The organism is Thalassospira sp. CH_XMU1420-2, assembly GCF_037029325.1.
Taxonomy (GTDB): Bacteria; Pseudomonadota; Alphaproteobacteria; order Rhodospirillales; family Thalassospiraceae; genus Thalassospira; species Thalassospira povalilytica.
In genome coordinates this window covers 756096-770602 of sequence record NZ_JAYMEG010000003.1, presented here as the reverse complement: position 1 = coordinate 770602, position 14507 = coordinate 756096, and the positions used below count along the sequence as shown (strand labels likewise).

12 protein-coding genes are annotated in these 14507 nt (G+C 53.4%); all 12 read left to right on the top strand.

The genetic code is table 11. The annotated features are described in order from the left end of the window. Positions 1-125 precede the first annotated feature (125 nt). Complete coding sequence (gene proS, locus WA429_RS13270) at positions 126-1445, top strand: proline--tRNA ligase (protein WP_206927682.1); 1320 nt, start codon at positions 126-128, stop codon at positions 1443-1445. A 114-nt stretch (positions 1446-1559) separates the two neighbouring features. Then, entirely contained in the window at positions 1560-2810 is a 1251-nt protein-coding gene (locus WA429_RS13265; protein ID WP_068518928.1) for a lipoprotein-releasing ABC transporter permease subunit, read from the top strand. Beyond that, a complete protein-coding gene (locus WA429_RS13260; RefSeq protein WP_287464940.1) occupies positions 2803-3537 on the top strand; it encodes an ABC transporter ATP-binding protein in 735 nt (244 codons plus the stop codon). Before WA429_RS13265 ends, WA429_RS13260 begins: the two co-directional genes overlap by 8 nt. Before the next feature lie 99 nt (positions 3538-3636). Continuing rightward, positions 3637-7122, top strand: a complete 3486-nt coding sequence (gene dnaE, locus WA429_RS13255; protein ID WP_287464941.1) for a DNA polymerase III subunit alpha — start codon at positions 3637-3639, stop codon at positions 7120-7122. A gap of 231 nt (positions 7123-7353) precedes the next feature. Then, positions 7354-8133: a 30S ribosomal protein S2 gene (gene rpsB, locus WA429_RS13250; RefSeq protein WP_287464943.1), complete on the top strand. Its 780-nt coding sequence runs from the start codon at positions 7354-7356 to the stop codon at positions 8131-8133. An 86-nt stretch (positions 8134-8219) separates the two neighbouring features. Continuing rightward, on the top strand, positions 8220-9143 hold the full coding sequence (gene tsf, locus WA429_RS13245; RefSeq protein WP_068518932.1) for a translation elongation factor Ts: 924 nt from the start codon (positions 8220-8222) through the stop codon (positions 9141-9143). A 166-nt stretch (positions 9144-9309) separates the two neighbouring features. Further along, positions 9310-10041 (top strand): UMP kinase, encoded by a 732-nt coding sequence (pyrH, locus tag WA429_RS13240; protein WP_068518933.1) that lies wholly within the window; start codon positions 9310-9312, stop codon positions 10039-10041. Between the two features lie 2 nt (positions 10042-10043). After that, complete coding sequence (gene frr / locus WA429_RS13235) at positions 10044-10607, top strand: ribosome recycling factor (protein WP_068518934.1); 564 nt, start codon at positions 10044-10046, stop codon at positions 10605-10607. A gap of 2 nt (positions 10608-10609) precedes the next feature. Then, positions 10610-11350, top strand: a complete 741-nt coding sequence (locus tag WA429_RS13230) for an isoprenyl transferase (protein WP_101246320.1) — start codon at positions 10610-10612, stop codon at positions 11348-11350. Continuing rightward, entirely contained in the window at positions 11337-12155 is an 819-nt protein-coding gene (locus WA429_RS13225; RefSeq protein WP_287464945.1) for a phosphatidate cytidylyltransferase, read from the top strand. The genes WA429_RS13230 and WA429_RS13225 overlap by 14 nt, the downstream gene beginning before the upstream one ends. 39 nt (positions 12156-12194) lie before the next feature. Continuing rightward, positions 12195-13355: a 1-deoxy-D-xylulose-5-phosphate reductoisomerase gene (locus WA429_RS13220; protein ID WP_287464946.1), complete on the top strand. Its 1161-nt coding sequence runs from the start codon at positions 12195-12197 to the stop codon at positions 13353-13355. Positions 13356-13393: 38 nt separating this feature from the next. After that, positions 13394-14497, top strand: a complete 1104-nt coding sequence (gene rseP / locus WA429_RS13215; protein WP_287464948.1) for an RIP metalloprotease RseP — start codon at positions 13394-13396, stop codon at positions 14495-14497. The last annotated feature ends 10 nt before the right edge of the window (positions 14498-14507 follow it).

Genomic DNA, 14507 nt, shown 5'->3' with positions numbered 1-14507 from the left:
GAACCTTATTTGGGCGGGGACCAGATAACCGAAGTTCCGGCTTGCGTTTCGGGCAGCTCTGTCGCATTTTCCGGGCAAGGTATTCAAACACCCAAATATTCAGATTTGATCATCACGAGGCATTGATGCGTCTTTCCCAGTTCTTCCTGCCGACCCTGAAGGAAACCCCGTCAGAAGCACAGATTGCTTCTCATCGTTTGATGCTGCGTGCCGGTATGGTCCGTCAGCTCACGGCCGGGATTTATTCATGGTTGCCGCTTGGTTACCGTGTTCTTAAAAAGATCGAGCAGATCGTTCGTGAAGAACAGGACGCCGTTGGTTGCAACGAATTGCTGATGCCGACCATTCAGCCGGCCGAGCTGTGGCAGGAAAGTGGTCGTTATGACGATTACGGTCTTGAGATGCTGCGCATCACCGACCGTCATGATCGCAAGATGCTGTTTGGTCCGACCAACGAGGAAGCGATCACCGATATCTTCCGCAAGGATATCCGCTCCTACAAGCAGCTGCCGCAGCTGATGTATCATATTCAGTGGAAATTCCGCGACGAGATCCGCCCGCGCTTTGGCGTGATGCGTGGTCGTGAATTCCTGATGAAAGATGCCTATTCGTTCGATATTGATTACGAAAGTTCGCGTCACGCCTATAACAAGATGTTCCTGGCCTATTGCCGCACCTTTACCCGTCTTGGTGTCAAGGCGATCCCGATGGTGGCCGATACCGGGCCGATCGGCGGTGATTTGAGCCACGAATTCATCATTCTTGCCGATACCGGCGAAAGCGAAGTCTTCTGCGACAAGAAGTGGCTGGACAAGGATCTGAGCGGCAAGGGCGTTGACCTTAATGACCGTACCGCACTTGAAAACTGGGTGCAGGGTACGCTGGTTGACTATGCCGCGACCGAAGAAAAGCATGATGCGGACAACAGCCCGATTTCCGGCGACGACCTGATTGCGACGCGCGGTATCGAAGTTGGTCATATCTTCCATTTCGGCACCAAATATTCTGAACCGATGGGCGCGACTGTTCTGGGCCCGGATGGCAAGGAAGTGCCGGTCATGATGGGATCGTACGGTATTGGCGTTTCGCGTCTGGTCGGTGCGTTGATCGAAGCATCGCATGATGAAAACGGCATCGTCTGGCCGGATGCGGTTGCACCCTACAAGGTTGGTCTGATCAACCTGCGTACGGGCGATGACGAATGCGATGCCGCCTGTGAAGATGCCTATGCCAAACTGACCAATGCCGGTATCGAGGTTCTTTATGATGACCGCGATATCCGTGCCGGCGGCAAGTTTGCCGACATGGACCTGATTGGTCTGCCCTGGCAGATCGTGATCGGTCCCAAGGGCCTTAAAAACGGTGTTGTCGAATTGAAAAACCGCAGAACCGGCGAAAAAACAGAAGTCACTTTCGAAGCGGCTCTGAACCAGATCAGCGCCTGATAGACCTTGCTCAAACGGGGCAGCGATTGCTGCCCCGTTGCCATTTCCGGTTCTGGATATATTTTAACCTGTTCAAACCGTTTCCCGACCCGCTTCCACAAGGATAGATTGCCCATGTTCAGTCCGTTCGAACGTATGGTGGCCTTCCGCTACCTGCGTCCACGTCGGCAGGAAGGCTTTGTTTCCGTCATCGCCATCTTTTCGTTGCTTGGCATCATGCTTGGTGTTGCAACGCTGATTATCGTGATGTCGGTGATGAACGGTTTCCGCGCCGAATTGCTTGGCCGTATTTTGGGGCTGAATGGGCATATTTCAGTTTATGCCCAGGGCAATGGCGGCATTGGTGATTATGCCAAGATCGAAAAGCAGATCGCGGAAAACGGCAATGTCATGATGACGGTGCCGGTGGTCGAAGGCCAGGTCATGGCGTCCAAGAATGGTCGCGCATCGGGCGCGATTGTGCGCGGCATGCGCCCCGAAGACGTCAAAAAACGCAAAACCATCGCCGACAATATCGTTTTCGGATCCCTTGATGATTTCAAGGGCGATGACACCGTGATCATGGGCGCACGTCTTGCCATGAAACTTGGGGTCGGGGTTGGCGATACGGTCAATCTGATATCGCCCAAGGGCAATGTGACGGCATTTGGTGCCGTGCCGCGGGTGCGTGCATACAAGGTCGCCGGCCTGTTTGACATCGGCATGTATGAATATGACAGCGGCTTTATCTTCATGCCGCTATCAGCAGCCCAGGTCTATTTCCGTCTGCCCGAAAAGATCACGCATTTCGAGGTGATGCTTGATGATATATCGGCGCTTGACGATACCATGGACCAGTTGCTGACAACTCTTTCCGGTGAAAGTTTGCGCCTTGTAAACTGGCAGCAATCCAATGCCGGATTCTTTAACGCGCTTCAGGTGGAACGCAATGTCATGTTCCTGATCCTGACGCTGATCATTCTGGTTGCGGCCTTTAACATCATTTCGGGCATGGTAATGCTGGTAAAGGACAAGGGGCGCGATATCGCGATCCTGCGGACGATGGGGGCAACCCGCCAGTCGATCATGAAGGTCTTTTTCCTGGCCGGGGCATCAATTGGTGTCTTGGGCACGATCAGTGGCCTGATCATCGGGGTTCTGTTCTGTCTGAATATCGAAAATATCCGTCAGTTCATCCAGAGCCTGACCGGAACCGATCTGTTTAATGCCGAGATCTATTTCCTGTCGCAGCTTCCGGCCGATATGGATGTTGGCGAAGTGGTAATGGTTTGCATCATGTCGTTGAGCCTGTCGTTCCTTGCGACCGTGTATCCGGCATGGCGCGCATCACGCCTCGATCCGGTGGAGGCCCTGCGTTATGAGTGATCTTATCAAAACCACTGCTGAACAGCGTTCGCGCAATGTCGTGCTGCGTCTGGAAAAGATTGATCGCATTTTCAATCAGGGGCCGGATCAGCTCGAAATTCTGAAATCGGTCGATCTTGAAATCCATCAAGGCGAAATTGTTGCGCTTGTCGGTCCGTCAGGTGCGGGCAAGTCAACGCTTTTGCAGATTGCTGGACTTTTGGAAAAACCCGATGGCGGGCTGGTTTCGATTGGTGGAAAGCGCAGCACGGATCTGTCGGACCTTGCGCGGACCGAAATGCGCCGGAACCATATCGGCTTTGTGTATCAGTACCATCATTTGCTGCCGGAATTTTCGGCCTTGGAAAATGTGGTCATGCCGCAAATGATCAATGGGCTGAAACAGTCCGAGGCCGAAGAACGCGGTCTCGAACTTCTGCGGTGCCTTGGTCTGGAAAAACGCGCCGATCATCGTCCGGCACGCCTGTCAGGTGGTGAACAGCAACGTGTTGCCATTGCGCGTGCGCTGGCCAATGTGCCCGATGTGCTGTTTGCTGATGAACCAACCGGTAACCTTGATCCGCATACTGCCGATACGGTGTTTGGCATGTTGATGGCACTGGTGCGTGAAACCGGTCTGGCGTCGCTGATAGCGACCCATAACCCGGAACTGGCGCGCCAGATGGACCGGGTTGTGACCCTGCGCGATGGTCATCTGATCGAACTTGACCGGGCTGAACTTTCCTAATCGGTCAAAATTCTTTAAGCTGATTTCCAGCGTCGCTTCGCATTCTTGCAAAGCGGCGCTTTACCTGCCTTTTGTCTTATTTTCCGGGGTTAGACTTCGATGGAAAACGGTTTCGTCCATCTTCGTGTTCACACCAACTATTCGCTTGCCGAAGGTGCCATCACGACGAAGGAGCTTGCCAAACTTTGTGCAGCCGATGGCCAGCCCGCCGTTGCGATGACCGATACCGACAATATGTTCGGTGCTCTTGACTTTGCCGGCGCACTGAGTGGTGGCGGTGTGCAGCCGATCCTGGGTGTCCAGATGGGGGTCGAACGGTTTGGTGACAAACCGGCCGTTGGCAAAATTGCCCGTGAACCGATGCCAGATCGACTGGTGCTGATTGCACAGAACAAGGAAGGTTATTTCAATCTTCTGAAAATCGTCTCACGCGCCCATATGACCTCCGAAGCCGGGAGCGAGCCCAAGGCACTTTATGACCATATTCGGAAATATTCCGGACATATCATCTGTTTGACAGGCGGCCCGACTGGTCCGCTGGCCCGCTTGCTGGCCGATGAACAGGTTGAAAAGGCCGAAGAATGTCTTGCGCAGCTCAAGGATATTTTTGGCAACCGGCTTTATATCGAACTGCAACGCCATGGCGAGGAACTGGAAGACCTGGTGGAACCGGGTCTGATCAAGCTTGCCTATGATCATGATGTTCCACTGGTTGCGACCAATAACTGCTACTTCCCGTCGGCAGATATGTATGAAGCCCACGACGTCTTCATCTGTATCGGGCAGGGGGCGGTTGTCGGTCAGGAAGATCGCTGGAAACTGACGCCCGATCATCGGTTTAAAACCGCAGCAGAAATGCGCGAACTGTTTGCCGATATTCCCGAAGCCTGTGACAACACGCTTCTGATCGCCAAACGCTGTTCCTGGCATGTCGAAAAAATTGACCCGATCCTGCCGCCATTTGATTGCGGCGAAGGCCGTACCGAGGTCGACGAACTGCGTCACATGTCCGAAGAGGGGCTGAAAGGCCGCCTTGAAAAATATGTCTTTACCGAAGACATGTCAGATGCCGAAAAAGAAGAAATCGCCAAACCGTATTGGGAACGTCTGGATTATGAGCTGGGCATCATCAACCAGATGGGGTTCCCGGGTTACTTCCTGATCGTTGCCGACTTTATCCAGTGGGCCAAGGACCATGACATTCCGGTCGGACCGGGCCGTGGTTCGGGTGCCGGTTCGCTGGTTGCCTATGCACTTTTGATTACCGACCTTGATCCTTTGCGGTTCTCGTTGCTGTTCGAACGTTTCCTTAACCCGGAACGTGTGTCCATGCCCGACTTTGACGTCGATTTCTGTCAGGACCGGCGCGGCGAAGTTATCGAATATGTGCAAAAGAAATACGGCCACGACCGTGTGGCCCAGATCATCACATTCGGTAAGTTGCAGGCAAAGGCAGCCGTGCGCGACGTCGGGCGTGTGTTGAGCATCCCGTATGGTTATGTCGATAAAATCTGTAAAATGATCCCGGGTGATCCGGCCAAACCGATCCCGCTTAAGGAAGGGATTGATATGGAACCGGATTTGCGGCGTATTGCGCGCGAAGACCCGGACATTGACCGACTGCTGTCGATCGCCATGCAGATCGAAGGTCTTTATCGTAACTCCTCGACCCATGCCGCCGGTGTTGTGATTGGTGACCGCGATCTTGACGCGCTGGTCCCGCTTTATCGTGATCCGCGCTCGGACATGCCGGTAACCCAGTTCAACATGAAGTTTGTTGAAAATGCCGGTTTGGTGAAGTTCGACTTCCTGGGTCTTAAGACGCTGACGGTGATTATCGAGGCCGTCAACCTGATGCGTCAGCGCAAGGATGTCCCGCAAAACTTTGATATCGGGGCAATTCCGCTTGATGACCGTGCGGCGTTCAAGCTTTTGTCTGCAGCCGAAACGGTTGGCGTGTTCCAGCTTGAATCCCAAGGGATGCAGGACGTGTTGCGCGGCCTGAAGCCAGATACGCTAGAAGACATTATCGCTGTTGTGGCCCTGTATCGTCCGGGGCCGATGGATAACATTCCCCATTACATCGCGCGTAAGCACGGTCAGGAAGAGCCTGACTATATGCATCCGATGTTGCAGCCGATCCTCGAAGAAACCTATGGCATCATGATCTATCAGGAGCAGGTCATGCAGCTTGCCCAGATCATGGCGGGTTATTCGCTTGGTGGCGCAGACCTGTTGCGTCGCGCAATGGGTAAGAAAATCGCCGAGGAAATGGAAAAACAGCGCGGGCTGTTTGTTGAGGGCTCCGAAAAGAACGGCGTCGATCGTGCGCAGGCGTCTGATATCTTTGATCAGGTCGCAAAGTTCGCATCCTACGGCTTTAACAAATCGCACGCGGCGGCTTATGCGCTGGTGGCGTATCAGACTGCCTATCTGAAGGCGAACTATCCGGTCGAGTTCATGGCTGCTCTCATGACGCTCGATATGCATAACACCGAAAAACTGGCGGTGTTCAAGCAGGAGGTCGAACGGCTTGAGATCGAAATTCTGCCACCATGTGTGAACAATTCCCAGGTGGCGTTTTCGGTTGAAAACCATGACGGGGTTCGCAAAATCCGGTACGCGCTGGCGGCGGTTCGAAATGTCGGTGATGCGGCGATGGAAAGCCTTGTCGCCGAACGCGAAGCCAACGGTCCGTTCAAGGACATTACCGATTTCGCATCACGCATCGACAGTCGCGCTGTCAATAAACGTCTGCTTGAAAACCTTGTGCGGGCAGGGGCGCTTGATTGTCTGACGCCCAACCGCAAGGTCATGTTTGAAAATGTCGATAAGGTGATTGCCGTTGCGCAGCGTGAAATGCAGGCGCGCAATGATGACCAGATTTCGATGTTTGGTGACAGCAGCGGCTTTGGTAAGGACAAGATCCGCCTGCCTGATGATCGTGACTGGGTGCCGATGGAAAAACTGACCGAGGAATTTTCCGCCATCGGTTTCTATCTGTCAGCACATCCGCTTGATACATTTGGCAAAAGCATCCAGCGGATCGGTATTGCCCCGATCAAGGAGCTGCCCGCGCGCATGCGTGCCCAGAACAAGGGCGCCATTCGTCTTGCCGGGACATTGATCAATGCGCGTGAAATGATTTCAAAAAAGAACGGGTCAAAGTTTGCCTTTGTCATGTTCTCGGACCCGACCGGAAGCTTCGAGGTTGCCTTCTGGGCAGAAGCATGGGCGGCTTATAAGGAAATCATCAATGCGGGGCGGCCCGTTCTGTTGATTGTGGCAGCAGAAATGCGCGAAGGACAGTTGCGCATTCAAGGACAGCGCGTTGAGGATCTTGAACAGGCTGTTGCTGGCGCGGCCGAGGGTATCCGTATTCGCCTAAACCGTCCTGACCCCGTACCGGAAATTTGCCAGCTTCTTGCCGATGCCGGCAAGGGACGGGGGCTTGTGACGCTTTCATCTGTCTGCGATGACGGTCGCATGGCCGAAATTGAACTTGAAGACAAATACAAGGTCGGGCCGTCACTGATCGGTGCGATTGGCGCAATTCCGGGTGTGGAATTCGCCGAAGAAATCTGATGATTTGACGTCGAAACTGTCTGCGTGTCGGTCAAAGGTTCCCGGATCGCGCAGAAATGCGTACTTTAGGGCTTGCATTCTTGTCGGGACGGGATTAAAACCCGCCCCGAACATCGCACGCGAAAGAGCGGCGACTGCCGTCATATGGCAACTCGTCCATCCGGTGTTTCATGCATGAGGCATGAGATTCCCTTTCGCGGAGGTATTAACCGGAAAAAGGTAGGAACTATTATGGCATTGCCAACCTTTACCATGCGCCAGCTCATGGAAGCTGGTGTCCACTTTGGTCACCACACCCGCCGTTGGAACCCGAAGATGAAAAAATTCATCTTTGGTGCACGTAACGACATCCACATTCTGAACCTGCAGGAAACCGTTCCGATGCTGCATCGCGCGATGCAGGCAGTTCGTGACGTTACTGCTTCTGGTGGTCGTGTTCTTTTCGTCGGTACCAAGCGTCAGGCTTCCCCGATCATCGCAGACGCTGCAAAGCGTTGCGGCCAGTACTATGTGAACCATCGCTGGCTCGGCGGTATGCTGACCAACTGGAACACCGTTTCCAACTCGATCAAGCGCCTTAAAGAACAGGAAGAAATCCTGTCTTCTGGTGCAGAAGGTCTGACCAAAAAAGAAATCCTGAACCTGACCCGTTCGCGCGACAAGCTTGAGCGCGCGCTTGGCGGTATCAAGGACATGGGTGGTCTTCCGGACATCATCGTCGTGGTCGACACCAACAAAGAATCTCTTGCCATCCAGGATGCCAAGAACCTGAACATTCCGGTCGTTGCAATCCTCGACTCCAACTCTGACCCGGCAAACATCCAGTACCCGGTTCCGGGCAACGATGATGCGATCCGTGCGATCCAGCTGTATTGCGACCTGTTCGTCGGTTCTGTTCTGGACGGTATCCAGGAAGAAATGACTGCTTCTGGCGCAGATCTCGGCGAAGCGGAAGAAGTTCCGGCCGAAGCAGCTGCCGCAGCTGACGCTGCAGAAGAAGATTCCGCATAAGTTTCATTTTGTACCTGATGAAACGGCGGCTAGCATGCCGCCGTTTTGTTAGGTGTTCACCTGATCGCGTAATAGGGGCTTAAAAAATGGCTATTACCGCTGCTCTCGTAAAAGAGCTTCGCGAAACCACCGGCGCTGGCATGATGGATTGCAAAAAAGCGCTGTCTGAAACCGATGGCAACCTTGAAGCAGCTGTTGACTGGCTGCGTACCAAAGGTCTTGCTGCTGCTGCCAAGAAAGCTGGCCGTGTTGCTGCCGAAGGTCTGGTTGCTGTTGCTGTTGACGGCACCAAAGGTGCAGTTGTCGAGCTGAACTCGGAAACCGACTTCGTTTCGCGTAACGAAGACTTCCAGAAATTCGTCAGCGAAATCGCAGTACAGGCTGTTTCGGCAAATGGCGACATTGATACCCTTAAAGCTGCTGCTTTCCCGGGTACGTCGCGTAACGTCGAAGAGCAGGTTACCCACATGATCGCCACCATCGGCGAAAACATGTCCCTGCGTCGTTCGGCTGGCCTGTCGGTGGAAAAAGGCGTTGTTGCGTCCTACATCCACTCGGCTGTTGCTGCAAACCTCGGCAAGATCGGCGTTCTGGTTGCTCTGGAATCAGAAGCTGATGCTGCTGTTCTCGAAGGCCTGGGCAAACAGATTGCAATGCACATTGCAGCAACCAACCCGGCATCGGCAACGGTTGATGATCTGGATCCGGAACTGGTCGAGCGTGAAAAAGCCGTTCTGACCGAGCAGGCCAAAGAATCCGGCCGTCCGGCAGAAATCATCGAAAAGATGATCGAAGGTCGTATCCGTAAATATTACGAGCAGGTTGTTCTGGTTGAGCAGACCTTCGTTATTGACGGTGAAAGCAAAGTCAAAGCCGTGATCGAAAACGCTGCCAAAGAAGCTGGTAAGCCGATCACCCTGAAGGGCTTTGTTCGCTTCGAACTCGGTGAAGGTATCGAGCGCGAAGAAAAAGACTTTGCTGCTGAAGTTGCTGAGCAGCTGAACAAATAAAACATCTGATCGGAATGGTGCGTTCGTCATCATTTCGTGTATGATCCAGACCGGCGAGGTCGGCAGCGCATATCCGCCCTGTTACTCGCCGGTCTTTTTATATCTGAATTTTGCATTTCCCGATCCGGGGCAGTGCGCTACATCGGCATTTAAGAGGCATTGAGATATGGCAGAAAACGGCCAACTGAAATTTCGCCGCGTTCTTCTTAAGCTCTCGGGTGAGGGGCTTTTAGGGAAACAGCAATACGGAATTGATCCTGAAACGGTTGACCGGATTGCCAGCGAAATCAAAGCCGTTCATGACATGGGTGCCGAAGTTTGCATGGTGATTGGCGGCGGGAATATTTTCCGCGGCGTCAAGGGCGCCTCACAAGGGATGGAACGCGCAACCGCCGACTATATGGGCATGCTTGCGACCATCATGAATGCGCTTGCGGTTCAGAACGCGCTTGAGCGCCACGGGGTTCAGACCCGTGTGCAGTCCGCGATCCCGATGTCCTCTGTTTGCGAACCCTATATCCGCCGTCGTGCTGTTCGTCACATGGAAAAGGGCCGCGTCGTCATCTTTGCTGCCGGGACGGGCAACCCGTTCTTTACCACCGATACCGCTGCTGCTTTGCGTGCGGTTGAAATGGGCTGTGATGCCCTGCTTAAGGGGACGCAGGTTGACGGTGTTTATACCGCAGACCCGAAAACGGACCCGACTGCGGAACGCTATGATCAGCTGACCTATATGGAAGTTTTGTCCAAAGATTTGCGTGTGATGGATGCATCGGCTATTTCTTTGGCACGCGAAAATGATATTCCGGTTATCGTATTTTCTTTGCATAATCCGGGTGCCTTTGCAGACGTTGTTACTGCGAAGGGGACGTTTACGATTATTTCGAATGGAGACTGAACGTGTCTGACGTTGCTGGCCTAAAAAAGGACCTGTCCCGCCGTATGGAAGGGGCTGTCGAAGTGTTGCACAAGGAATTCACCGGTTTGCGGACCGGACGTGCCAGTGTGAGCCTTCTTGAGCCGGTCATGGTTGAAGCCTATGGCGTTCCGACCCCGCTGAACCAGGTGGCGTCTGTTAGCGTTCCCGAGCCGCGTATGCTTTCGGTTCAGGTATGGGACAAATCCATGGTCAAATCCGTCGAAAAAGCCATTCGTGATTCGGGTCTTGGCCTGAACCCGGCTGCTGACGGAACTCTCGTGCGCGTGCCGATTCCGCCGCTGAACGAAGAACGTCGTGCTGAATTGTCCAAAGTTGCTGGCAAATACGCTGAACAGGCCAAGATTTCCGTACGTAACGTCCGTCGTGACGGTATGGATCAGCTCAAAAAATGGGAAAAAGACAGCGAGATTTCCAAAGACGAGCTGCACAGCGAAGAAAAAGAGATCCAGAAGCTGACCGACAAGGTCATCGGTGAGATCGACGAAGCGCTGTCGCACAAAGAACAGGAAATCATGCAAGTCTGATTATGGCTGTGCTTTCTTCGCAAACCCAACCGTCAGATACGCAAATTGTTCCGCGTCACGTTGCCATCATCATGGATGGCAACGGGCGCTGGGCGCGTAGCCGCGGGCGCCCTCGCACAATGGGTCATCGCGCCGGGGTCGAGGCCGTGCGTCGCACGATCGAGGCATCTGTCGAACTCGGTATCGAGTATCTGACGCTGTACGGTTTTTCGACCGAGAACTGGAAGCGCCCGGAAAGTGAAGTAAGTGACCTGATGGGCTTGCTGCGCCTGTTTATCAAGCGCGAGCTTTCCACCTTGCAGAAAAATGGTGTGAAAATCCGGATTATCGGTGACCGGTCGCGGTTTGCAGATGATATCCGTGCTTTGCTTGATAAGGCCGAAAGCGCAACCAGTGGCAATTCGCGGCTTAATCTTACAATCGCACTAAGCTATGGCGCGCGTGCCGAACTGACCCAGGCGATGCGTGAAATTGCCAAAAAGGTCGCATCCGGGGAAATTTCGGCAGACGCGATTACCGAAGATCTGATTGAACAGAACCTGTCGACAGTCGGGATTCCTGATCCTGATTTGTTGATCAGGACCAGTGGCGAACAGCGTATCAGCAATTTCCTTTTGTGGCAGTCCGCCTATACAGAATTCGTTTTCGAAGACGTATTGTGGCCGGATTTCGACCGTAACCATCTGGAAAAAGCCATTGACAACTTTGCCGGACGGGAGCGGCGTTTTGGTGCAGTCATCTGAAACCGAACGTCTCAAAGATAATAATTCCGGATTGAAGCCGCGCATTCTTTCTGCGCTGGTTATGACCCCGGTGGCTGTTGCCGCTGTGTGGTTTGGATCACCATATTTCGATATTCTGCTGTTTGCTTTTTGCGCGGGCATGATGTGGGAATGGTCGCGCATGTGCGCGCCGGCAAACTATAATGGCATTTCGGTTGTTGCAGCTGTGGCACTTGGTGTTGCGATGTTGATGCAAATGACCGGCCAGGAAGAATATATCGTGATGCCGCTTGCCATCAGCGTCATTATTGGCGCTGCCCGGTCGGGCAAGAACTGGTTCCTTGCCGGTTTTGGCATCCTGTATGTGTCGCTTGCTGCATTGGCGGCACTTTGGTTGCGCAATCAGGATCATGACGGATTGCTGACCATCATGTGGTTGTTCTTCCTTGTCTGGGCCACCGATACGGGGGGCTACGCTTTTGGAAAGATGATCGGCGGGCCAAAGCTTGCACCGCGTTTCAGTCCGAAAAAGACGTGGGCGGGGCTGATTGGTGGTATGGTATGTGCGGGTTTGATTGGCGCAATTGTCACCTATTTCAGTGCCGATGCAATCAACTGGATGATTGTTGGTGTCAGCATGTTGCTTGCTGTAGTCGCACAGATTGGCGATCTTGGTGAATCGGCGCTCAAACGTCGGTTTGCAGTCAAGGACAGCAGTAACCTGATCCCGGGTCATGGGGGCTTGCTTGATCGCGCTGACGGGATGCTGTCGGTATTTCCGGTTGCCTTTGTTATTATCTGTTTCGCAGGGCTTGCGCTGCGATAGGGCGGTTGAACCAGCGACCGCTTTTTTTACAGGTGTTTGATGAGTTTGAAGAAATCCGTCAGTGTTTTTGGCGTGACCGGTTCAATCGGGACCAGCACGGTTGATATTCTCAAAAGCCATGCGGACAAATATAGCGTCGATGCAGTGACAGCACACCGCAATGTTGAGGCCTTGGCACAAATCGCCAGGGATCTTTCGGCAAAATTCGCGGTGATTGGCGATCCTGACCTTTATGATGAGCTGTGCGATGCGCTTGCCGGATCGGGTGTCGAAGCCGGTGCAGGTGAAAGTGCCCTGATTGATGCCGCTCAGCGCCCGTCCGATATTGTTATTGCTGCTATTGTTGGTGCTGCCGGCTTGAAGCCGACATTGGCGGCGATCCGCCGCGGGGCACGTGTCGGGTTGGCCAACAAGGAAACCCTTGTCTGCGCTGGTGCCCTTATGACGGCAGAAGTCGCGCAACATGGGGCGACACTCATTCCGGTTGATTCGGAACATAGTGCTATTTTCCAGGTTCTAGAAGACCGTCCGGAACACCAGGTTGATCGCATATTGCTGACGGCTTCAGGCGGACCGTTTCGCGAATGGTCCCTGGACAACATGAAGTCGGTGACCCGTGCACAGGCGCTTGCCCACCCAAATTGGGATATGGGGGCGAAAATCTCAATCGACTCTGCGACGATGATGAACAAGGGGCTGGAGCTGATCGAAGCCTGGCATCTTTTCCCGGTACCGGAAGACAAGATCGAAATTGTTGTTCATCCTCAATCGGTTGTGCATAGTATGGTCGAATATTGCGATGGTTCGGTACTTGCGCAACTCGGTTCACCGGATATGCGAACCCCGATCGCCTATGCGCTGGCATGGCCGGAAAGGATCAAGGTCGATGTACCTCGTCTTGATTTTGCCACGATCGGGGGGTTGAACTTCCAACAACCGGATACAGAACGCTTTCCTGCATTGCGTTTGGCACGCCAGGCCTTGCAGGAAGGTGGTACACTGCCTACTGTCCTGAACGGCGCAAATGAAGTTGCGGTTGAGGCCTTCTTGCGCGATCAGATAGGGTTCCTGGATGTTGCGGGAATTGTCGAGACTGTGATGAACAAGATCGGCAGTCATCGATTGACCGATCTGGAACAGGTGTTTGAGACAGATGCGATGGTGCGCCGTGAAACGGCTGCCTGTATCGCTGCTGTTTAAGTTGAAATTTCCGGTTTTTCCGGACAAGGGACGTCTTGATGGAAACCTTACTTGCCTTTCTTTTTGTTCTGTCGGTTCTCGTGTTCGTTCACGAATACGGTCACTATTGGGTCGCCATCAAGAACGGGGTCAAAGTCGAAGCATTTTCCATTGGTTTCGGGCCGGAATTGTTCGGCTGGAAAGATAAAAAAGGCACGCGCTGGAAAGTAAGCCTGATACCGCTTGGCGGTTATGTGAAGATGTTTGGCGACATGAACCCGGCAAGTGCCGGTCAGCGCGATGATCTTGATGCCGAGGAAGAAAAATACGCCTTCCATCACAAAAGTGTTGCTGCACGCGCCGCCATCGTGTTCGCCGGGCCGTTTGCAAATTTCATCTTTGCCATCGTTGTCTTTACATTTTTGTTTGCCGCTGTTGGCCAACAGCGCGCGCTGCCGGTTGTTGGGGATGTGCTTGACGACAGTCCTGCTGCGACCGCCGGCTTGCTCAGTGATGATCAGATTACGGCAATTGATGGTGAAAGCGTTCAATGGTTCTCTGAGTTGTCGGAAATCGTTCGCGCCCATCCGGCGCAAACACTTTCGGTTACGGTTCTTCGTGATGGCCAGCAGCTTGACCTTTCTGTAACGCCAGAGGCAATCACTGCTGATGAAAACGGTCAAACTCAGACCTTTGGGCGTTTGGGCATTACAGCAGGGGCCTTTGACACCAGTCGGGACGGTGTGATCGATGCCGTAAGCCGGGCGTTTGAGACATTTTATTCACTGACAACGCAAACTTTTGCCGCCCTTGGTGAAATGATCAGCGGAGACCGCGATAGCTCCGAGCTTGGTGGGCCGATCCGGATTGCACAGATGTCGGGGCAGGTGGCCGAAGGGGGCCTGGGACCTCTTCTGTTCTTTATGGGCTATCTTTCAATCAGTCTTGGGTTGATCAATCTGATGCCGGTACCTGTTCTTGATGGCGGGCATCTTGTGTTTTACGCGATCGAGGCAATTCGCGGTAAGCCATTGGGGGCAAAAGCACAAGAATATGGTTTCCGTATCGGCGCTGGTTTGGTATTCAGCTTAATCATTTTCGCAACGTGGAACGATTTGACGCAATTGGGTGTCTTCAGTTTCCTCAAAGGACTTGCTGGCTAATGAATGACAG